Raw genomic sequence first — 22,861 nt, forward strand, 5'->3', positions numbered from 1 at the left:
GGAACGGCTCCGATTAATTGATGTCGAGACAAATGTATTTCAGGTCGGTGAAGGCTTCGAGCCCGTGGCGGGACCCCTCGCGGCCGAGACCCGACTGCTTCGTTCCTCCGAACGGGATCGGCGCGCCCGTGATCTTGACGCGGTTGACGGCTACCATGCCGTATTCCAGCGAGCGGGCAAGTCGCAAGGCCCGGGCGCCATTCTCCGTGACCACATAGGCGACGAGGCCGTATTCGGTCGCGTTCGCACGCCGCACGACCTCGTCCTCGGTATCGAATGGCGTCACGGCAGCGATGGGGGCGAAAGTCTCTTCTCTCATGATAAGGGCGCTGTCCGGCACATCGGCGGGAAGCGTCGGCGTCACGAAGTTCGGTCCCGCGGGAGCCGCATCGCCGGTGATCTGCCGCGCGCCTTGCCTCACGGCGTCGTCGATCTGCGCCTGAGCTTTGGAGACCGCATTGGCATGCATCAGGGGTCCTATTTCCGTGTCTGCCTCGAGCCCCGCTCCGACCTTCAGCCCGGCGATGCGCTCGCCGAACGCTTCGCAGAAAGCGGGGTAGATCGAACGCTGGACGTAGATGCGATTGGCGGCAAGGCAGTCCTGACCCGACGTCGCGAACTTCGCCGCCATGGCGATCTCGACGGCTTTGTCCAAGTCCGCATCGTCGAAGATCAGCAGGGGCGCGTGGCCGCCGAGTTCCATCACGAGGCGCTTCATGGTCAAGGCGCAGCGAGCAGCGATCCTGCGCCCGATCTCTGTCGAGCCTGTAAAGCTTACGACACGCACGCGCTCATCGTCGCAGAATCGATTGGCAATGGGTTCGGCTTGACCAGGGACGATGTTGAAAACACCCGCGGGCAGGCCGGCGCGCTCCGACAACTCGGCCAGGGCGAGGGCAGAAAGGGGAGTGTAAGAGGAGGGGTGAGCCACGACTGTGCAGCCGGCAGCAAGGGCGGCCGCAGCCTTCCGCGTCAGCATGGCCGATGGGAAGTTCCATGGCGTGAGCAGCGCGGCGACACCCAGTGCTTCGCGGCGCACCAGCATCTCTGCACCCGGGAGATGGCTGGTCACGCTCTCGACATTGAGGCGCTTGGCCTCTTCGGCGTACCATTCCACGAAGGAAGCCGCATAGGAAATCTCCCCGAGCGATTCGGACAGAGGCTTGCCCTGCTCGAGGGTCATGAGAAGGGCGAGATCCTGGCGGGCTTCAAGGATGAGATCATGCCAGGCCCGCAGGCGGGCGGCGCGCTCTTGCGGCAGCAGCGTTTTCCAGGCGGGCAGGGCAAGGGCCGCGGCGTCGATCGCCTGCGTTGCTTCGTCCGCGCCGAGCCGGGCGACGCGGGCAACGACCAGTCCCGAAGCCGGATCGCGGACCTCGAAGCGGACATCGGATACCGCTCCGGTCCAGCGGCCGTCGATATAGGCCATCTCGCGCAACAGGCGGGCATCCCGCAGCCGGCTTAAGGCCGGATGGGTCTCCGCCTTGGAAGGGATGGCAGCGGCAGTGGTCTGCGTCATCGCATTCATGCGGCGATCTCCTGAAAACCCACGCAAGGGAGGCTAGTGTTTCAGGAGGTGAGAAGGTTTCGGTTCTTCCGTTCGAAGCCAGATAGAGTCTCGGTTCTGGGAGGCCGCAGCCGAGACTTTCTCGGATCATGCGTCAGCCGTTCAGGACGGAGCTCAGGAACTCCCGGGTTCGCGGCTGTTCCGGATTGCTGAAGAATTGATCCGGGTGACCTTGCTCCACGATGCGTCCCTTATCGAAGAAGCATACGCGGTCGGATACTTCGCGGGCAAAGCGCATCTCATGAGTGACAAGCAGCATGGTCAGATCGTGCTCCTGCGCGAGGTTGCGGATCACTCCCAGCACTTCTCCGACAAGCTGCGGGTCGAGGGCCGAGGTGGGTTCATCGAACAGGAGAACGCGGGGGCGCATGGCGAGTGCCCTCGCGATGGCGACACGCTGCTGCTGCCCGCCGGAGAGCTGGCTCGGATACTGGTCCTTCTTGTCGAGCAGACCGACCATCCGCAAAAGCTCGATAGCGCGACTTTCCGCCTCCGCGCGCTTCATCTTGAGAACGGCGACCGGCGCCTCGACGATATTGCGCAAGACCGTCATGTGCGGAAACAGATTGAAGCTCTGAAACACCATGCCGACATTGGAGCGGATCTTGTGCAGGTGTCGATCGCTGGCCTTGAACTCTCCCCGCCCGTGCCGCTCGTGGTAGCTGATCCCGGCAAGCTCCAGATGCCCCTCCTGGAAGGGCTCGAGCGTCATCAAGATGCGCAGCACAGTGGATTTGCCGGAACCGGACGGGCCAATCAGAGTCACTTTCTCGCCCTGGCGGACATCGAAGTTGAATTGATCCAGGACGGTCAGCGCGCCGAAACGCTTGATGACGTTCTGAAAGCGAATGATGGGTGTCATCGCAACGGAATCCCGCTTTTGGGCAGAGTCTTTTCCACCAGATGGATGAGAGCCGAGCAGATCAGGGTCATGGGAAGGAAGATCAGGCCGACCATGGAGAGCGGCACGAGATAGTCGAACGTGCGCTCACCGATCATGTTGGCGAGGCCGAGCATGTCCAGCACCGTCACGACCGACAAAACCGGTGTTTCCTTCAGCATCGAGACGAGGTAGTTGCCCAATGCCGGGACGATGCGCGGGATCATCTGCGGCACGACGATATCGCGATAGGTTTGAAGACGCGTCAGGTTCAAGGCCGTCGAAGCCTCCCACTGGCCGCGCTGGATGGCGTTGATTCCGCCGCGATAGACCTCGGACGTATATGCCGAATATTGCAGCCCGAGTGCCAGGGCCCCGGTCATGAAAGCCGGCAGGACGATCCCGAAATCGGGCAGGACGTAGTAAAGGAAAAAGAGCTGGACGAGGAGCGGCGTGTCGCGCACGAACTCGGTGAAGCAGGCGACCGTCCAGGAGATTGCCTTGTAGCGGCTGCGTCGCAGGAGCGCGAGGACGAGACCGAGGACCAGCGCGATGGCGTAGCCCACCGCCGCCGCCTGCAAAGTCACGAGAAGACCGATTCCGAGGATCGGCAGGATCGAAAGCGCGAAGGCTAGTGTCGAAGAGGTGTCCCATTCATAACCGTACATCATGAGTGGGCGCTCCGGGGAAAGGCCGCTCCGCGCCGCAGCTTCGCCTCGATGAAGCGCATGATGACCATCAGACCCAGCGCGATGATGAAATATCCGATGAGGGTCAGCGTGTAGATCGTGGCGCTATCCAGGGTGATATTGCGCAAGGATTGAGCCTGGAAGGTCAGGTCGGCGATGGAGATGAGCGAGACGAGGGCGGTGTCCTTGAGGTTCTGAACCGCCAGATTGCCGAAGGCCGGCATCATCTCGATGATCGCCTGTGGCATGGAGATGTGCCAAAGCGTGTGGGACTTGCTGAAATTGAGCGCACGGGCCGCTTCGTGCTGCGACTGCGGCACCGCCAGAAGGGCGCCGCGCACGACCTCCGCCCCGAATGCGCCGGTGAGAAGCGCTAGAACAGTGATGCCTGTGGTGATCGGATCGAAGGAGATGCCGATCAGCGGCAGGGCATAATAGAACCAGAAGAGCTGGACGAGGAGCGGCGTCCCGCGGAACAACAGGACATACGCGAAAGCAGCGCCGGAGATGATCCGATTGCCCGATGTGCGGGCAATGCCTGCCAAAAAGGCCAAAAATGTGCCGAGCACGATCGAGGTCAGAGAGATCATCACCGTAATCTGCGCACCCTTCAGCAAAGGCGTCAGATATTGCGTCCAAGTCATCGTCGCCTCCTTCTCACGGATGCTCTGCCCGGCCCGAGATGCAAGCTTCGAGCCGGGCAGTTTGAAGGCTTGGCAAATTACTTGCCGGCGCAGAGGTCGGCGACGTTCTTGGCCATGGCGGCCTTGATACTTTCCTCGCTGAGGCCATAGGACGTCAGGATCTTCTTGTAATCGTCCGTCTTGCGGAACTCGATCAGCGCGGCGTTGTAGGCGTCACGGAGTTCCTTGTCCTCCGGACGGAACGCGAAACCACCATAGTTGCGAACCGGCTTGCCGTCCACGATCGGGTCCGTGAATGGCTTGACTTGCTCCACATCCTTTCCGCCTTCGGCAAGCTTGGACACGGTCAGCTCGGTGGCTGCATAGGCATCCGCGCGGGTCTGGACCGTGGAGAGCGCGTCTGCATTGGCTTGGATGATGACGATCTGATTGTCCTTCACGCCGACGGCGCGCAGGAAGTCGATGTTGTTGGCGCCCGAGACCACGGCCACCTTGAGCGACGGGTCCTTGGCGATATCGGCATAGGTGGTCAGCTTCTTCGGATTCCCCTTCTTGACAAGCAGGCCCTCGCCGTAGCTGGAATTCGGCTCCGTGAAGGAGACCTGCTTACAGCGCTCGGGCGAGATGTTCTGCTCGGCGGCTGCGAAGGCGAATCGGCGGGCTTTCAGGCCGGGGATCAGCGTGCCGAACGGCGTCACGGTCCAGTTGACCTCGTTGATGCCCATCTTCTTGAACACAGCGATCGCGACAGCCGGGCCGATGCCGGCGGCCGAGCCATCTTCTTTCATATAGCCGTATGGGACCTCGTTGGCGGTCGCGCCCTGGACGTAGCCGGCGCTCTTGACCTCGTCGAGGGTAAGGGCCTGCGCGCCTCCGATGGCTGCCGCAAAGGCCAGAGCTGCAACGCCGTAGCGGATGATCTTGTGCATGTGGTCTTCTCCTCTGGTGTTATTAGGGTCCGCGTGCCGGTTGATCCGGCTTGCAGCAGAAGCGCTGGCGGTCTTTGGATTCGAAAAGCTCAATCCTCCACCGTAGCGACGACTGCGAGGCAATCGCCTGTCTTGACGAGGCCCGGGAAGTGCCGAGCCGCGAGAACACCGTCGAGGGCGGCACGGTATTCCTTGGGCGACTGCCCCGTCCGGCCGATCGGATGGATGCGGGCGATGATGTCGCCCCTCTGAACCGGGTCGCCGAGATCGATGCAGGGCTCCACGAGACCGTTATCTTCCGCGAAGCGGAAGCATTCGGCCGACGGCATGTCGAGCCAGCGGGTCGGCTCCGTCTCAGGCCTGCCGGCGACGATGCCGGCATGCTTGAGCACGTTCATGGTGCCGCGCTTGGCGATCCGCACCGTCTTCGCGGACGCGGTGCCGCCGCCCGACAATTCGGTCGTGACGAAGATCTTGCCCATTTCCTCGGCCGCGCTGTCGTACATGCCAACCGCATCGATCTCGATCATCCGCATGGAATAGGGAGCCGCGAATGCAGCCACCGCGTCGAAGCAGAGCCGTTCCTGTGCCTTGTCCGGCAGTTCATGAGCGGCCGCATAGGGCAGGAAGTCGAGAGTGCGTCCGCCGGAATGGAAATCGAGAACGATGTCGGCCAGCGGAAGCAGGGTGCGCTGGAAGTAATCCGCTATCTTTTCCGTCACCGTACCGTCCGGACGACCCGGAAAGCTGCGGTTGAGATTGCCCCGGTCGATCGGCGAGGTGCGGGTCCCCGCTCGGAAGGCCGGGTAGTTCATTGCCGGCACGATGATGACCCGTCCCTGAATCTGTTCGGCTGTGAGAGTGCGGGCGAGGTCGAACAGGGCGATGGGACCTTCGTACTCATCGCCATGGTTGGCGCCGGTGAGCAGGGCCGTCGGCCCCTCGCCGCGTTTCACCACGGTGATCGGAATCATCACCGAGCCCCACGCCGAGTCGTCCCGGCTGTAAGGCAGGCGCAGAAATCCGTGCTGCACCCCGTCCGCGTCGAAGTCGACGCTGGCTGCGATAGGCGAGGGACGCTCGATCGGCCGCATGCTGCTCACGATTTCACGAACAGCTTGCGCGGCACGTTGGAGAGGCAATCGACGCCCTTGTCGGTAATGACGATGCTCTCGGTGATCTCCAACCCCATATTCTCGAGCCACAGACCGGTCATGAAATGGAACGTCATGCCCGGCTGGAGTTCCGTCCTGTCGCCGGGACGCAGGCTCATGGTGCGCTCGCCCCAATCCGGCGGATAGCTTAGGCCGATCGGGTAGCCGGTGCGGTTGTCCTTGACGATGCCGTAGCGCTTGAGCACGGCGAAAAACGCGTTGGCGACGTCCTCGCATGCATTGCCGGGCTTTGCGGCTGCTAACCCTTCCTCCATCCCTTCCAGGACCGCCTTCTCTGCGTCGAGGAACGCTTGTGTCGGTTTGCCGAGAAAGACGGTGCGGGATAAGGGACAGTGATAGCGCTTGTAGCATCCCGCAATCTCGAAGAACGTTCCTTCGCCGCTGCGCATGGATTTGTCGTCCCAGGTCAAGTGCGGGGCCGCGGCCTCCTCACCGGAGGGAAGAAGCGGTACGATGGCCGCATAGTCGCCGCCGAATCCATCGACACCGCGCAACGCTGCGTCGTAGATCTCGGCGACGAGATCGTTCTTGCGGATGCCGGGCTCGACTTTCTCGAGGATGCGTCGGTGCATCGATTCCACGATGCGGCCCGCGATCTTCATGTATTCGATCTCCTGCCGGCTCTTGACCGCACGCTGCCAGTTTACGAGCGACAGAGAATCCTTGAACTTTGCATTCGGCAGGTGCTTGACGAGGGATTGGTAGGCAGCCGCCGAGAAGTAGTAATTGTCCATTTCGACGGCGATGGTGCCCTTGTCCCAGCCACGCTCGCCGATGATCCCGGACAGGTAGTCCATCGGATGGCGTTCCGTGGATTGAACATAATGATCCGGATAGCCGATGATGTTGTCGTGGGCGAGATAGGCTGTGCGCTTGGCGCCGTTGGCGTCCTGGCCGCGGCCATACCAGACCGGTTCGCCGTCGGGGGGCACCAGCACGCATTGATGCACATAGAACGACCAGCCGTCATAGCCCGTCAGCCAATGCATGTTGGACGGATCGGTGACGATCAGCAGATCTATCCCGGCTCTTTCCATCGCTTTGCGCGTCTTCGCGAGACGCTCGGCATATTCCGCTCGGCTGAAGTTGAGATTGGGTGCGCTCACGGCGTGCCTCCGGTTAGTTCTTGCGTATCGATGGCCCGTCCAGCGCCTGCTTCCACAGCGCGGCAGCGGGCGAGGGTGGCGATCGCGGTATCCTGCACGCCCGTGCCCGTGAGGTCGCAGAGGGTGATGGCGTCTCGGCTTTCACGGCCCGGGATCTGTCTAGCGATCACCTGACCGAGCTCTCCAAAGGATCGATCCGGCGCGATCAAGCCCGCTTGGATGGCGTGATGCAATTCGCCGAGGCGTCGCGTCTGGGCAACGCTGTCGGCGATATAGATCACTTGGGTAAGGACGGCGGGCTCGATTTCATTCTTGTGCTCTGAATCGGAACCCATCGCCGTAATGTGCTGGCCCGGCCGGATCCACTCCGCCTTCAAGATCGGTTGTTCGGACGGGGTCGTGGTGATGATGATGTCCGCCCCATCACACGCTTCATGAGGCGCCGAGACAGCCTCAACCTCGATGCGCAGGGAACTGGTCAGCTCTCTCGCCGCCGTATCGGCTTTGGCCGGGTCACGGGCCCAGATGCGCACCTGCTTGATCGGCCGCACGAGGGTGAGCGCCTCAAGCTGCAGCCGCGCCTGGATGCCCGCTCCGAAGATCGCTGCGACCTGAGCGTCGGGGCGTGAGAGATGCTTTGCCGCGGCGGCGCCGGCGGCGGCAGTGCGCACATCGGTGAGATAGCCGTTGTCGAGGAGCAAAGCTTCGACAAGGCCGGTTTTCGAGCTCAACAGAATCATGAGCCCGTTGAGGCTCGGCAACCCTAGCTTCGGATTGTCGAAAAAACCGGGGCTCACCTTGATGGCAAAGCCGTCGACACCTGGCACATAGGCTGTCTTCACGTCGACCTCGCCGCGGTATTCGGCGATATCGAGTCGCAGGATCGGCGGCATGACGACGGGCTTGGTCGCTAATGCCGCGAACGCGTCTTCCACGCAGGCAACCGCACTGGCGTCGAGCCGGACGATCTTGCGGAGATCAGGCTCCGTGAGAACGAGCATCTTGGCCATCAGCCATGCCCTCCGGCAATAATCTGCCCGTGCCGCGCCTCATCGATGTTGCGGCCCGAAACGAGGACGACGGTCGGGCCTCTCACTTCGATTTTCTTTGCCAGCAAGGCCGCAATGCCGACCGCACCGGCTCCCTCCACAGTTTCTCCTTCCGTGAAAGCATGGCGTATGCCTTCCGCGACTTCGTCCTCCGAGAGAAGAACGACGTCATCGAGCAGGTCGCGACACATGGCGAAGGTGTATCGGTTGCTCAGGCCGATGCCGCCGCCGAGGGAATCGGCCAAGGTTTCCAGCTCTTCGACGGCAACCGGATGTCCCGCGCGCAGACTCTCGTGCATGGCCGCTCCGCGGGCCATCGAAATGCCGATGACACGCGTTCGCGGGAGCTTTCCCTTGATCGCTGCCGCTATGCCGGAAGCCAGTCCGCCGCCGGAGAGGGGCACGAGAACAAGTTCGACATTCGGACAATCTTCAATGATTTCCAATCCGATGGTGCCCTGGCCAGCAATGACGGCAGCATCGTCGAACGGTGGGATCTCGGTCAGGCCTTCCCCGGTCACCAACCGTTCCACTTCCTGCTGCGCATCATCCTGCGAACGTCCGACGATGCGGACGTCAGCGCCGAGTGCCTGCACGGCGTCGATCTTGTTGCTGGGGACCAATGCAGACATGCAGACAACGGCTCTCACGCCTTGAGCTGCAGCGGCCTGAGCGACAGCACGCCCATGATTGCCCGTCGAAGCCGTCACAAGGCCGCGTTGCCGTGCCTCGTCGTCCACCAAAAGAACGGCATTGGTGGCGCCGCGGAGCTTGAAGCTTCCGGTCGACTGATGGCTCTCAAGCTTGAGATGGATCGGGAAGTCGCAACGAGCGGAAAGACCTCGGGATGAAACGAGAGGCGTGCGCCGGATTTGCCCGGCAATGCGGCTTTGAGCCTTCACGATTTCATCGAGACCGATCATCATGGTGCAGCAGCCGTGAAGCGATTAGGCTGCCAAACCCGAAGGCAGCGAACCGTCTTCGGCTCTTATCAATACGTCGGTTCGATCTGCCTCACTCCAAAATCTTTCCGAGATCATTGGGTGCATCCGCATCTCACATCAGGACAAAGAGAGGGTGCGATGCGCTCTAAATCATGTCAATGACTATATTGTCATGATACAATCGGGTGCCACCGTCATGCTATTGAGCCGACATCGAACACTGGCGGCAATTGCTCGAAGGTGTGGGCAATTGTCTGCAGCGATCGGCCGAGGCTGACGTGGGACAGCCGACCGCCGATGCAGATGCGAATGCCGCCGGTGTGGCCCCCACCCGCTACGAAGGGGTCGGATGGTGTCACGGCGATGTTTTTCTGAGCCAGCGCTCGCACGAGCCCTTCCTCCGTCCACCGCGGCGGCACTCTCAGCCAAGCACACAGAGACAGCGAATGGGTTTGCGCGATATGCTCGCCCAGAACATCCGCAACGAGCGCTTGTCGCGCTCGAATTTCCTGGCGCTGCACCCTGATCAGGTTTTGCGCCGTACCGTCCTCAATCCATCGTGTCGTGATTTCAGCGGGAAGGTTGGTGGCGCTCCACGTCGTCACGCGCATGATGCTGGCGACTCGGATACTGTATTGGGGCGGCACCACGAGATATCCGATACGCAAGCCGGTCAAAACAGTCTTGGTGAAACTCGTGACGAAAAAGCCGAGATCGGGCAATAGCTCGGTGAACGCGGGAAGCGGCGTCTCCAGGAGCGGCTTGTAGACCTCGTCCTCTACCACGTAGATGCCATGGCGACGGGCAATCTCAGCTACGGCCAGTCTCCGCTCAGCCCCCATCACATGGCTGGTCGGATTGCCGAGGGAAGGGACGAGAACCAGGGCGGTCACGTCACCGGCAAGGCAGGCCTCTTCGAAAGCCTCGACAAGAATCCCTTCACGATCGGTCGGGAGACCCCGCAAGGTGAAGCCGAGCAAGTTAGCCAGCCCAATGATGCCGTGGTCGGTCAGGTTCTCGGTGAGAACGACCTCGCCCGGGCGGACGATCGCGGCGATTGCCAGGAACAGGCCATGCGCCGCGCCATTTGTGACGAGGATACGGTCCTTGGCGGCGTCAACTCCCAGGCCCTTCAGCCAGACCTGTGCTGCGGCCCGGTGCTGGTCCAGCCCTGCAATAGGCCGGCAGGGGCGCATGAAAGCGCTGTTGTCAGCTTGGGCGAGTTGCCCCATCGCGGTGCGCGAGGCATGCTCGTGCGTCTCCGTATAGATTGCCCGGACAATAGAGAGGTCGACGATCTCGCCGGGATCGCGATCGAGCATGAAGCGATCGGCTTTTTCCGTAACGCGGCTGCGAACGAAGGTGCCGCGCCCGACTTCGCCTTGCAGATAACCGCGCCGCTCGGCCTCCTTGTAGCTGAGGCTTACCGTCTGCACGGACACTCCGAGCCTGCGTGCAAGGTCGCGGTGGGTCGGCATCTGGGTGTGAACGGGCAGGATCTCGGCATCGATATCCGCGATGATCCGCTCCGTCAGAAGCTTGTGCTTCGTCGCCCCCTTACGCTTCGTCAATATGGGGCGCCAGTCCCCGGCGTTTGCCTCATGGGGATCGTTGGAAGGGCGAGGGGCGACGAAGGGGCGAGGGGACTCGCGCATGGCATTGTCTCATGCGAATGGCACAGGTAATCATTACAATGTGCCGAGAGCCTGGGAAAGTCATGAAACTCGATAAGATCGACCTGAAAATTCTTTCGGCGCTCCAAACCGACGGCCGAATGACCAAGCTTCGCCTGGCGGAGGCGGTCAATCTATCGCCGACGGCCTGTTGGGAGCGCCTTAGTCGCCTGGAAAAGAATGGGGTCATCACCGGCTATACGGCCCGGATCAACACGGACAAATTCATGCGGTGGACCACAGTCCTCGTGGAAATCACCCTCAAGAGCCATCAGCAAGCCGATTTCCAGCGCTTCGAGGCGGCGATCCTTAAGGAGCCGGCTGTGGTCTCCTGCGATGCGACTGGCGGAGGCATCGACTATATTCTTAAAGTCGTTGCCTCGGACATCGATGACTATCAGAGATTGATCGACAGGCTGTTGCAGCTCAATCTAGGGATCGAGCGGTATTTCACTTACGTCGTCACGAAAAACGTAAAGACCGCCGATGCTTTCCACGGTCTTGCCTTTGAGCGCTGAAGCGAGGGGCGTATTGAGCGGAAAACTAACCGCCTGTTAAAATCATAGATACCGGTCCTGCGCCGAGCCTCGCATCATGAATGATAGGAGCTATCGCCCGCCGCGTATTGCTGGTCGAGGCGACTGAAGCCACCTCTCCTTGTGCCTGATGCAGAAACTGCGGGTCGACCCAGGCTCTGGGCTGCGATCACAACTTCCACCCGGTTCCGGACATTCAGCTTCTGCATCAAAACCGTCATATAGTGCTTGACGGTTCTCTCGGTGATGCCGAGGTTCAAGGACATTTCCCGATTGGTCTTGCCGTCGAGCAGGAGGCAAACGATCTGATCCTCCCGGGCGCTCAGTTTGAGCGCCTCCAAGGTAACCTTGCGTACGGAAGCGCTACGCAGCGCGGTGAGGACCCTGCTCGCGAAATTTCGGGATATGTAAGTTTCTCCGGTGATCGCAGCCCCGGCCGCATGAAGAAGTTCATCCAGCTGACAGGATTTTAACACGTAGCCCTGTGCTCCCGCCTCGAGAGCGCTCACGGCGTGCTCCACGCCGGGATCGGCCGTGAACATAAGTATTTTGATGCCTGGGAATTCGGCCTTGATCTGGGAGATCGTCTGCAATGCGTCATCCGACGGCGACAAACCTAAAATCATCAGGTCGGGGCGAAATCGCTCCGCGATGGCACGCGCATCCCGTGATGTTGCACCCGTCGCCACGATCTTGAAGGCATCCTGCGATCCAAAAACATGCGTGAGCCCTTCAACGACGATCGGATGATCATCGATCAAGGCAAGCGAAATCGATTTCATAAAATGGTCCCCCCGCGAACTTCTGGAGCAAGCCACGCTTTCCTGGAAGTGCGCAGTCTGGGAGATTATCTGGGAGCGGCGACGTCGTCCCTGACACAGTGTGGCTAACACAAGCTCAGAAAGAGTTAACTCGTCGGAGGTAGAATCTGGGTCCTCAAATTAATGTAACGGTGCTCGATTACAAAATTATGCCTACGCTCACGTGCTTTCTTACCAAATTATCCAAGTTTCTTATACTTCAGTCTGGGCAGTGCCTGAAAAGCGCAGCTTGTCTGGACTAAAGTCCGTACTCGTATCGGACTAACGTCAATTGCGGGGAAACTCACGTCTGTTTAGTCTCTCGCCTCTCAAATCCACATCCGAGGAACGAATGTCTGAGTTGGCGCCACCGGCAGGGGCAGGGGCAGGGGCAGGGGCAGGGCGCAGGAGCACGATCTGGACGACCATGAGCCTGACCCGTCAGTTCGTGCTCACGGGCGGAGTGATCATGCTCGTCGCGATGTTGGCTGCCGGCTTGTTCATCGGGGAGATCGCATCGAGGACGACGATCGAGAATACGGCGTCATCGACCGCGCTTCTGATGGACAGTTTCGTCTCTCCGCTGGCCCATGCTCTGGCGACAGAAGATATCCTGCCTCCGGAAGAGAGAGAAGAACTCAACGAACTGCTCAGCGGCGATCACTTCAAGCAGCGTTTTCCCTATCTGGAAATCTGGAAAGAGGGCGGACTTGTCGCCTATTCGACGACGGAAAATCTGATCGGCCGAAGATTTACCCCGCCCGATGGCCTGATCGTGGCCCTGGGGGGCGAGATATCGGCTCAGTATGCCAACCTGGATGCCAGGGAACATTTGGATCGCGGCATCGACAGTAAATATCTTGAGATCTATGTTCCCGTTCGTGAGCATTCTTCCGGTCGTGTGATTGCGGTTGCGGAGATCCATGAAAGCACACAGCAGCTCGAGCATGAGCTTTGGTGGCTGCGTTTCAAGACTTGGCTGGCGGTCGCCGGTGCGACCTTTATCATCATGTTCGGCCTGTTCGGCATCGTTTATCGAGGAAACCAGCTCATCCTCTCGCAGCAACGTCAGCTTCGTGGACGGATGGTCGAGATCGAGCAAGCAGCCCAGCATAACCGGATTCTTAAGGAACGATCCCAACGCGCCTCGGGCCGTGTGGCGGAGTTGATGGAAAACTACCTGCGCAGAATTGGCGCCGATCTGCATGATGGACCTGCGCAACTCATTGGTTTCGCCGCGCTCAGCGTAGAACATGTGCGACGAGCACGCACGGACGCTCAGCGTGAGGAAGAACTGCACGCTCTTGAGACTGTGCTTTCGGATGCACTTCGTGATATCCGAACCACATCGAAGGGCCTCATGCTACCGGAAATCGAAGATCTGCCGCTTCCGGCCGTCGTAAGGCAGGTGGTCTCCAATCATGAACTGCGAACGGGGACCGAGGTACTCGTCCATTGCGACGATATCTCCCATCCACTTACGCACGCCATCAATATCTGCGTTTACCGGTTTCTTCAGGAAAGTCTGAATAATGCTTTCCGTCATGCAGGCGGAAACGGTCAGCGGATCTCCTGTAAGCTGGACGATTCCGTTTTAAGCTTGGTGGTGGAGGATGATGGAGGAAACGGTCCCGCCGAATTGGCCAGCCTGGACTCCGGATTGGGCCTCGTCGGCTTGCGAGACAGAGTGGAGAGCCTCGGCGGAATCTTCCGGATTAATCACCGTACGGATGGTGGAACCAGAGTAGAAATGAGTGTCGTTGTTGCCGATGAGGAACAGAATGACTGAGAAGATCCGCGTTGCAGTGGTGGATGATCACTCGCTGTTAAGAGCCGGGGTAATCCGGGCACTCGCGCTCGATGACATGATCGAAGTTGTAGGTGAGGGGGCTTCGGCGATGGATGCCATTGAGCTCGCAAAAGCCCATGAGCCCGATCTCATCCTGCTCGATATTTCCATGCCTGGCGATGGAATCGAAGCAGCGCGCACTATCTGCAATCTGCCATCTCCCCCGCAGGTCGTGATGCTGACGGTTTCGGAAGACGACGACGACGTGACACGCGCGTTGGATGCGGGTGCCGTTGGCTATCTCCTCAAGGGAATCAAGTCGCCGGAATTGATTGCCGCCGTAAAAAGCGTGCGGGCGGATGGGTCGTTCATTTCCCCTAGCCTGGCTCTCCGCCTGCTGTCGACCAAGGTGCAGGCGGAAGCAGACCCGATGTCATCTCTTTCTGAGAGTGAGGAGCGCACGTTGCGCCTGGTCCTTTCAGGGCTGACCAATCGCGAGATCGCCGAGCGTCTGGAAGTGACGGAAAAAACGGTCAAGTTCCACGTCGGCAACATTCTGAAAAAGCTCAACGTCAGAAATCGAGTCGAGGCGGCGCTGATTGCAAGGCGAGAATGGGGCGATCTTTGAGGCATGGTGAACTCAAAGAGCGTTGAGTGGTTCAGCGGGGTCACAAAAGAGATCGGCGATTTCAGGGACGCCGATCTCTTTTGCTCATATCGTCTTGAATCCTTGTCTATCTCACTTGCGCAGATCGGTCTTCCTGTCGGTCGTTCTACGACCGGCAGGCCTGCACAGAGACTGTGGTCTTATGCCTTTCGCTGGCAATCGGACCGTCGCAGAAGCGACTCGGAGGAAATCAGGTCCAGCCGGCTGAGGAGTTCCCGCTGTCGGCGATGAAACTCCTCCTGAAGGCTGCCGATTTCCCGTCCCAACTGGTCCAACTCCGATTGAAGACGCGTCCCGGATTGCACGATCACCTCACTGGCAATCCTGTTCCCGCACTCGGTAAAGGACCTGATTTTTCGAAGCGTTTTTGGCCCGAAGCCCGGCAGCTTAAGCAAACGGGGATCCGGAATCTGCGCCAACTCGGACGCAGAAGGGCATCGCCCGCTGAACTCCTCCAATATGCTTTCCTGGACCCGTTGGCTGAAGCGCTTGATCGGAAAAAGGTCGTCCCCTTGCATGACTTTTTTTACTTTCTAGATTGTGCATGCGTCACAATAGCCAGAGTTTTTTATTGCGATATGACTGCCATCCTAAGGATCCAGCGTTCTATCCATAAGTATAGCGTATGAGAGCGCAGGGAGGTTCGAGGTCGGACCTTAGACCAGTCGGACGTCTGGTCCTTCGACCACTGCGGGCAGACCTCAGTCCCTGCCGACCTCGGACCATCGACTAAAAAATCGTTACACCTTCATCCGATGCGAACCTCGCCGCCTTGAGGAAGACTGTTTGGTGAAATTGCGGACCAGTGCGCCAAGCAGCTCCGGTCCCAATGCGCACAACAGGACAGCTGGCTTAGCCCAGTCGGAGGAGAAGCATCATGGTCAGTCTCGTCAAGCACGACCTCGAATTCATCCTGAAGCAGATCAAGATCGCTGAAGAGCATGCTGCCGGCGGAGACCTGCGCAAGCTCGTGGCCGAGGCGGGTGGGCTCGATCCCAACGCCACCACCACGCCGACCCAGGCGTTCCTGCTTCCCTATGGCCTGCGCACGGTCGACGGTACCTACAATAACCTCGTCGAGGGACGCGAGACCTGGGGCGCTGCCGACCAGCCTTTCCCTGAAATGAGTTCCCCCCAGTACGTTAACGAGCAGGACGATGCCCAGATGTTCGGCACCCCTGCCAATCCGGTGTGGCTGACGAACAATAATTACACCCCTGGCTCGAACCCCGGAACGCCGATGCTGGCGCCCGGCACCGTCGTCGATGCCGACCCGCGCACGATCTCGAACCTGATCGCCGATCAGACGCTGAACAACCCCGCCGCCATCAGCGCGGCGCTGACCTATGCGGGCATCACGGGCGCGGCCCAGATGACCGCCATCTCACAGATCCAAGCCGCCCGCGTGGCGATCACGAATGCCGGGACGGGGGTCGGCAACATCCCTAGTCTTGAGGCCTCGGTTGATGCTGCGGAGGCGGCTCTGTCGCTTGCCCAGGCAGACCGTCTCATGAAGGTGGATTTAGCAGCGCAAGCTGAGACCGCTTATCAGATGGCCCTGGAAGACATTGCCCCTCTCGAGCAGGCATTGATTGACGCGCAGGCTTCGCTCAGTGGCCTCACCGAGGAGAGCGAGGGCTACGCGGAGGCGGTCGCTGCCGTCGACCTCGCCCAGCAAGCCGTGAACAGCATGCAGTCCGTCGTTGATGCCGCGTTGGTGCAAGTCGGTGTTTCGTCCGCGGCGGTAGGAGCCGCCGATGATGCGGTGCTTGCCAAGACCACGGCTCTGGACGCTGCCGAGGACGCCCTTGCCGTTGCACAGACAGCGTCCCAGGCCGTCACGGTGGCCGAGACGGCGCTTGCCAACCTCCTGAACCAGCTCGACATCCAGATGGACGGTAACACCGTCCTCATCCCGAACGTCGCGCCCGACATCGGCGACTCCGCGCCCTACAACTCCCTGTTCACCCTGTTCGGCCAATTCTTCGACCACGGCCTCGACCTGATCTCGAAGGGCGGAAGCGGCACGGTCTATATCCCGCTCCAGCCGGATGACCCGCTCTATGTCCCGGGCAGCCATTCCAACTTCATGGTGATGACCCGCGCCAGCCGTGACGGGGATGGCGACACCATCAACACGACCACGCCGTGGGTCGACCAAAACCAGACCTACACCTCGCATGCCTCGCACCAGGTCTTCCTGCGCGAGTACATGACCGGCCCGGACGGAAAGACAATTGCGACTGGCAACCTCCTCGAGGGTGCAAGGGGTCTGGCCACCTGGGCAGACGTCAAGGCGCAGGCCAAGGCAATGCTCGGCATCGACCTGACCGATGCCAACGTCGGCAACGTTCCGCTGCTGCGCACGGATCCTTACGGCAACTTCATCCCGCATCCGCAGACCGGCTTCGCCCAGGTCATCGTCGGCCTCGGCAACGATGGTGTTCCGAACACGTCCGACGACATCGTCATCTCGGGTACCCCGGCCAACCCGGCCAGCCTCGCGAATGCGGTCCTCACAGGCCACGCGTTCCTCGACGACATCGCCCATTCGGCGGTGCCCGGCACGACTTACGATCACGACGGGAACCCCGCGACCCCAATGATCAAGGTCTCTGGCGACGCGGACAACGTCGCAGGCAACCAGATCGGCTTCGACAGCCGCGGCAACAAGGTGGCCTACGACAACGAGCTGCTCGACGCCCACTACATCACGGGTGACGGCCGCGGCAACGAGAACGTCGGCCTGACCACGATCCACCACGTGTTCCACTCCGAGCACAACCACCTCGTCGAGCAGGTGAAGGAACTCGCCCTGACCTCGGGTGACCTTGCCTTCCTGAACGAGTGGTTGCTCGTAGACGTCACGGCCGTCCCGACTACGGCCGAGGCCAAGGCCGCCCTCGTCTGGGACGGCGAGCGCCTGTTCCAGGCTGCCCGCTTCACCAACGAGATGGAGTACCAGCACCTCGTCTTCGAGGAATTCGCCCGCAAGATGCAGCCCGACGTCGACGCCTTCGTGTTCGAGCCGTCGGTCGACATCAACCCGGCGATCTTCGCGGAGTTTGCCCAGGCGGTTTACCGCTTCGGCCACTCGATGCTCAACGAGACCATCGACACGATCACCGTCAACGGCCAGCAGGTGTCGATGAAGCTGTTCGACGGCTTTCTCAACCCAGTCGGCTTCGGGTCAGACACCATTGACCACGATGCTGCTGCCGGCGCGATCATCCGCGGCATGTCCCGCCAGCACGGCAACGAGATCGACGAGTTCGTGACCCACGTGCTGCGCAACCAGCTCGTCGGCATCCCGCTCGACCTCGCGGCGCTCAACATCGCCCGTGGCCGCGATCTCGGCCTGCCGTCCCTCAACGAGGCCCGCGCGCAGTTCTACCAGATGTCTGGACAGGACTCGCAGGTGAAGCCCTACGTGAGCTGGACCGACTTCGCGCTCAATCTCCAGAACCCGCTGTCGATCGTCAATTTCATCGCGGCCTACGGCAAGCATGACCTGATTGCCGCCGCGACCACCATGGAGGGCAAGCGGGCCGCCGCATCCCTGCTGATCTTCGGCGGCACGGGTGCTCCGGCGGATCGTCTCGACTTCCTCAACTCGGAAGGGACATGGGCGAGCAAGGAATCTGGCCTTAACGACATCGATCTCTGGATGGGCGGCCTCGCCGAGAAGAAGATGGACTTCGGCGGCATGCTCGGGTCGACCTTCGCCTTCGTCTTCGAGGCTCAGCTCGAAGCTCTTCAGGATGCCGACCGGTTTTACTACCTCTCGCGTGTTCAGGGTCTCAACCTCCTGAACGAGCTCGAGAACAACTCGATGACCGACATCATCATGCGCAACACCGACCTCGGCGACGAGGGACGGACGGCGCTCCCGGGCGATATCTTCGCCACCCCCGACCACACCCTCGAGATTATCAAGTCGAAGCAGATCGGGGACGATCCGGTCTGGGACAACCCCGTCCTCCAGGCGCTCTCGCCTCTGGTTGTGCGCAAGGATCTCGACGGTGACGGCGACGGTGACGTCCTCATCTACAACGGCACCGAACACGTGGTCATGGGCGGCTCGGCCGAGGCCGACCTGCTCGTGGCGGGTGAAGGCGACGATACAGTGTGGGGCTACGAGGGCAACGACACCATCGAGGCCGGGTACGGCGTCGACATCATCCACGGTGGTGACGGCGACGACATCATCACCAACGCCGGCACAGACATCGGCATGACCGACAAGCTGCACGGCGAGAAGGGCAACGACGTCATCCAGGGGGGCTCCGGCCTCGCGCTGCTCTTCGGCAACGAGGGACAGGACTTCCTGATCACCGGTCCGGACGGCAAGAACGCCTTCGGCGGCACCGGCAACGACTTCATCCTCGGTGGCGACGGCGGCGACATGCTGCTCGGTAACGAGGGCGACGACTGGATCGAGGGTGGACCGCGCTTCGACGTCATCGCCGGCGAGAACTCGGAGCTGTTCTTCAACTCCTCTGTCATCGGGCATGACGTGCTCAACGGTGGCGCCAGCGACACCGACTACGACGGCGAGTCCGGCGACGACATCATGTTCCAGGCGGAAGGCATCCAGCGCAACAACGGCATGGCCGGCTTCGACTGGGCGATCCACAAGGGTGACACCGTGGCGGCGAACACCGACCTCGGCATCCCGCTCTTCGACAACCAGGAGGCGTTCATCCTGCGTGACCGCTTCGACCTCGTCGAAGGCCTGTCGGGCTGGAAGCATAACGACATCCTTACGGGTCGTGTCGCTGCCACCAACACGAGAGCGGAGGCGACCGGTACGGCCGCCATCCCGGGTCCGGACTCCCCGCTCGACTCCTTCTCCAACGATCTGTTGCAGAAGAACGTCTCGCTCATCAACGGCCTTGATCAGCTCGTGGCACACCGCATCCGGGTTCCGGTTGTGGACGCCCAGGGCCGACCAGTCCTCGATGCGAACGGCAATCCCGAGCTGATCGTGCTCGATACCTCGCAGGCCGCGGACATCATCCTCGGCGGTGGCGGCAGCGACACTATCAAGGGCTTCGCCGGTGACGACATCATCGACGGCGACAAGTGGCTCAACGTCCGCATCAAGATCGTCAAGGACGGCGTCACCTACACGGCCGACGGGATGACAGGAAAGGTCTACCTGGAGTCGCAGTACGCCTACGGTGCTCCGCTCGCCAATGCGGTGGCCCAGTTCGGCGGCAAGACCCTCGATGCCCTGATGCTCAGCGCGACACTCAACCCGGGCCAGCTCAGTATCGTCCGCGAGATCGTCGACGGTGATCTGGACAACACTGCCACTGACGTGGCTGTCTACGGCGACCTGCGGGCGAACTACGTCATCACCAGCAATGCCGACGGCAGCATCACGGTCGAGCATGTGACGGTGACGGTCGAGACCGACCCAACCACGGGCAGCAACCGCGTCTCGGACGGCATCGACCGCCTGTTCAACATCGAGAAGCTGCGCTTTGCCGATGGTGAGGTGAACCTGACCCCGCCGAAGCTTTCGCTCCACGCCTTCGACGCCGCGAACTATCGCGACGACTTCAATCCTGCGAACTACGTGGGATCGGACGGAACGGCGGCCTGGACTTCGAGCTGGGTGGAAAGCGCCGACGGCGCCAACTCCGGCACGAATGGACAGATCGTCCTGAGCAACCAGGCATTGCGGTTCCAGGAAGGCGACGGCGCGACCATCACGCGTACGGTCAACCTGGATGGTCATGCCACCGCTCGCCTGAGCTTCAATGCCAACCCGGACAATCTCGAGAACGACGACTACGTTTCCATCCAGTTCTCCCCTGATGGGAATCCCAACAACTTCGTTGAGCTCGGCCGGATCACCGGCGATGGCGGGAACACGCTCCGGACTTTCGACCTGACCGGACCGTTCACCGCCAATGCAGCCATCCGGTTCGTCGCGACCTCGTTCGAGAATGGGATTTTCGGCATCGGCAGCGACGTGGTCACCATCGACAACGTGGCGATCGACTTCTCCAGACCTGCTGTTGCTCCGACCGTCAACCACTCGGCGACCTTCACCGAAAACGGCACGGCAGTGGCGATCGCCAACAACCCCGGCATCGTGGACGACGCCGTCCAGATGGTCTCGGCCAGGATCGTGCTGATCAACGCCCAGGCCGGCGACACCTTCATCGTCGGCAACCTTCCGGCGGGGATCGACGATGCCATCACGACAGTAAACGGCCAGGTCATCCTGACGCTTACGGGAGCGGCTTCCCTCGCCGACTACCAGACGGCGATCCAGGCGGTGACGTTCTCCAACAACTCGAACAACCCGGTTGCAGGAAACCGCGTGATCGAGGTGACGGTGAATGACGGCTTCTTGAACAGCAACGTGGCGACGACGACGGTCAACGTCGTGCCTGTCAACGATGCCCCGGCGGCCAACAACGACAGCGTGTACACCAACTACACGACGGCACCGTTCATCCTTCCGGAATGGGCATTGCTGGCCAACGACACCGATGGAGAAGGTGCCGCGCTGGACGTCACCACGATCAACGCCGTCAGCGGCCTCACGGCTTCCCTGACGACGGGTTCGGTCACCGTGACCGATACCGGCACCGCCGGTGGTAATTTCACCTACACCGCAAACGACGGATCCGGCGCTGCGAATGCAACTGATACCGCCACCGTGACGATCAACCGCGACACGACTGGTGCCATCAACGGCAACGACGGCGATAACATCCTGATCGGCGACGGGGGCAACAGCACCCTCACCGGCGGCCAGGGCGACGACCTGGTCTTCGCCGGGGCTGGTAATGATACGATCACCTGGGGCGTCACCACGTTCCTGGGCTTCGAGATCGGCAACGACGGCCACGACTTCGTCGACGGCGGTGCCGGCACCCTCGACCGCTTCGTCGTCACGGGCAGCAATGCGGCCGAGTCCTTCGTGGTCTATGCCCGCGCCTCCGTCCCGGCGGCGCTCGCTGCCGGCCTCAAGCCGGACACGGAGATCGTGATCACCCGCAACGGGAACATCATCGCCGAGCTCGACAACATTGAGGAGATCACCATCAACACCAGCGGCGGTGCCGACACGGTGCAGGCGGTTGGCAACTTCAATCCCACCAGTCTGAACTTCAGCACAATCACGATCAACGGCTCGTCGGACGACAATGTCGTCGACATCTCTCAGCTCACCTCGGCGCACCGGATCGTGTTCCGCTCCTATGGCGGCAACGACACCATCGTCGGCACGCTGCGGGAGCAGGACGTGATCGAACTCGAGCCCGGCCGCACGCCGGACGAATACGAGTGGGAGGAGAACGAGGACGGCACCACCAGCGTCACCTGCGGCGGCCACCGCGTTACCTTCCGGTGCGAGGAAGGTCGCAGGCCGAATCTCTGCGAGGGTACGGTCCCGACCGAACCCGAGGTTCCTGTCGATCCCGAGCAGCCGACGGAGCCGGTGGACCCGCAGCAGCCGACTGATCCTCAGCCTGTCGATCCAGTCACGCCGACGGATCCGGTCCCGAGTTCCCCGAGCCAACCCGAGGCGCCCAAGAGCCTGTCCATTACGGGCAACTCGCGGAGCGAGACCCTTCACGGTGGCGACGGCAACGACCGGATGGACGGCGGACGCGGAAACGACAAGCTCCTGGGCAGCGCCGGCAACGACGTGCTCAAGGGCGGCGACGGCCACGACCGTCTCGACGGCGGCACGGGTAACGACCGTATGGAAGGCGGACGCGGCAATGATGTCTACATCGTCGACAGTGCCGGCGACCGGGTGATCGAGCGCTCCGGTCAGGGTATCGACACGGTGAAGAGCAGCGTGTCCTTCTCGCTCAACGGCACCCATGCGGAGAAGCTGGTCCTGACAGGGACGGCGGACATCAACGGCACGGGCAACCGTCTCGACAACAGCCTGACAGGCAATGCCGGCGACAACGCCCTCCACGGCGGATCGGGCCACGACATCCTCAAGGGGATGGCAGGCGACGACCGGCTCGACGGCGGGTCAGGCCGTGACATGCTCTACGGCGGTGCCGGCAACGACATGCTCAAGGGCGGGGCGGGCGACGACCGGCTCTCGGGCGGCTCTGGCGATGACATCTTCGTCTTCCAGAGGGGCGGTGGCCGGGACGTGGTCACCGACTTCCGGGCCGATCACGACCGGATCGATACGAGCCGGCTTGCCGGGGTGGACAGCATGGCGGACCTTCGCGTCATGCAGGTCGACCATGACACCGTCATCGAACACGGCACCGACATCCTCGTCCTCAAGGGTGTCACCGTATCCGATCTCGACAACAGCGACTTCATCTTCTGATCGCTGAAAGCGCCCCGCCGGATCATGTGTTGCTCCCGGCGGGGTGACCTGGAGCCGGATGCCGCAATCCCCCCAACGCGGCATCCG

General features: G+C 61.4%; 15 protein-coding genes. 4 read left to right on the plus strand and 11 right to left on the minus strand.

All coding sequences use genetic code 11. From position 1 onward, the window contains the following. Positions 1-13: 13 nt before the first annotated feature. The 10 genes from BB934_RS24860 to ehuR form a co-directional block, all read right to left on the minus strand. Entirely contained in the window at positions 14-1,528 is a 1,515-nt protein-coding gene (locus BB934_RS24860; protein ID WP_099512074.1) for an NAD-dependent succinate-semialdehyde dehydrogenase, read from the minus strand. Positions 1,529-1,661: 133 nt separating this feature from the next. Further along, positions 1,662-2,429, minus strand: a complete 768-nt coding sequence (ehuA, locus tag BB934_RS24865) for an ectoine/hydroxyectoine ABC transporter ATP-binding protein EhuA (protein WP_099512075.1) — start codon at positions 2,427-2,429, stop codon at positions 1,662-1,664. Continuing rightward, the gene (gene ehuD, locus BB934_RS24870; protein ID WP_099512076.1) at positions 2,426-3,118 is read right to left on the minus strand and encodes an ectoine/hydroxyectoine ABC transporter permease subunit EhuD; all 693 of its coding nucleotides are present in this window, start codon (positions 3,116-3,118) and stop codon (positions 2,426-2,428) included. Before ehuD ends, ehuA begins: the two co-directional genes overlap by 4 nt. Next, complete coding sequence (gene ehuC / locus BB934_RS24875) at positions 3,115-3,780, minus strand: ectoine/hydroxyectoine ABC transporter permease subunit EhuC (protein WP_099512077.1); 666 nt, start codon at positions 3,778-3,780, stop codon at positions 3,115-3,117. Before ehuC ends, ehuD begins: the two co-directional genes overlap by 4 nt. A gap of 77 nt (positions 3,781-3,857) precedes the next feature. Continuing rightward, complete coding sequence (gene ehuB / locus BB934_RS24880; protein WP_099512078.1) at positions 3,858-4,709, minus strand: ectoine/hydroxyectoine ABC transporter substrate-binding protein EhuB; 852 nt, start codon at positions 4,707-4,709, stop codon at positions 3,858-3,860. 89 nt (positions 4,710-4,798) lie between these two features. Then, on the minus strand, positions 4,799-5,803 hold the full coding sequence (gene doeB / locus BB934_RS24885) for a N(2)-acetyl-L-2,4-diaminobutanoate deacetylase DoeB (protein WP_099512079.1): 1,005 nt from the start codon (positions 5,801-5,803) through the stop codon (positions 4,799-4,801). Positions 5,804-5,808: 5 nt separating this feature from the next. Beyond that, positions 5,809-6,990 (minus strand): ectoine hydrolase DoeA, encoded by a 1,182-nt coding sequence (gene doeA / locus BB934_RS24890; protein ID WP_099512080.1) that lies wholly within the window; start codon positions 6,988-6,990, stop codon positions 5,809-5,811. Continuing rightward, a complete protein-coding gene (gene eutC, locus BB934_RS24895; RefSeq protein WP_099512081.1) occupies positions 6,987-8,000 on the minus strand; it encodes an ectoine utilization protein EutC in 1,014 nt (337 codons plus the stop codon). Before eutC ends, doeA begins: the two co-directional genes overlap by 4 nt. After that, on the minus strand, positions 8,000-8,962 hold the full coding sequence (gene eutB / locus BB934_RS24900; protein ID WP_099513202.1) for a hydroxyectoine utilization dehydratase EutB: 963 nt from the start codon (positions 8,960-8,962) through the stop codon (positions 8,000-8,002). Before eutB ends, eutC begins: the two co-directional genes overlap by 1 nt. 215 nt (positions 8,963-9,177) lie before the next feature. Continuing rightward, the gene (gene ehuR / locus BB934_RS24905; RefSeq protein ID WP_099512082.1) at positions 9,178-10,638 is read right to left on the minus strand and encodes a MocR-like ectoine utilization transcription factor EhuR; all 1,461 of its coding nucleotides are present in this window, start codon (positions 10,636-10,638) and stop codon (positions 9,178-9,180) included. 62 nt (positions 10,639-10,700) lie between these two features. Here ehuR and BB934_RS24910 point away from each other — a divergent pair, with 62 nt between their 5' ends. Next, positions 10,701-11,174 carry an Lrp/AsnC family transcriptional regulator gene (locus BB934_RS24910; protein ID WP_099512083.1) on the plus strand — a complete coding sequence of 158 codons (474 nt, stop codon included), beginning with the start codon at positions 10,701-10,703 and terminating at the stop codon, positions 11,172-11,174. A 74-nt stretch (positions 11,175-11,248) separates the two neighbouring features. On the opposite strand, the gene BB934_RS24915 is transcribed toward BB934_RS24910, so the two are convergent. Beyond that, entirely contained in the window at positions 11,249-11,974 is a 726-nt protein-coding gene (locus BB934_RS24915; protein WP_099512084.1) for a response regulator, read from the minus strand. A 445-nt stretch (positions 11,975-12,419) separates the two neighbouring features. Between BB934_RS24915 and BB934_RS24920 the strand changes: the two genes are divergently transcribed. The 3 genes from BB934_RS24920 (at position 12,420) to BB934_RS47325 (ending at position 22,774) form a co-directional block, all read left to right on the plus strand. After that, positions 12,420-13,781: a sensor histidine kinase gene (locus BB934_RS24920; RefSeq protein ID WP_157934303.1), complete on the plus strand. Its 1,362-nt coding sequence runs from the start codon at positions 12,420-12,422 to the stop codon at positions 13,779-13,781. Then, positions 13,774-14,409 carry a response regulator gene (locus BB934_RS24925; protein ID WP_099512086.1) on the plus strand — a complete coding sequence of 212 codons (636 nt, stop codon included), beginning with the start codon at positions 13,774-13,776 and terminating at the stop codon, positions 14,407-14,409. Before BB934_RS24920 ends, BB934_RS24925 begins: the two co-directional genes overlap by 8 nt. 916 nt (positions 14,410-15,325) lie before the next feature. Beyond that, complete coding sequence (locus tag BB934_RS47325; RefSeq protein ID WP_157934304.1) at positions 15,326-22,774, plus strand: peroxidase family protein; 7,449 nt, start codon at positions 15,326-15,328, stop codon at positions 22,772-22,774. Positions 22,775-22,861: the final 87 nt, after the last annotated feature.

The sequence above is a fragment of the Microvirga ossetica genome (genome assembly GCF_002741015.1).
Lineage (GTDB): Bacteria > Pseudomonadota > Alphaproteobacteria > Rhizobiales > Beijerinckiaceae > Microvirga > Microvirga ossetica.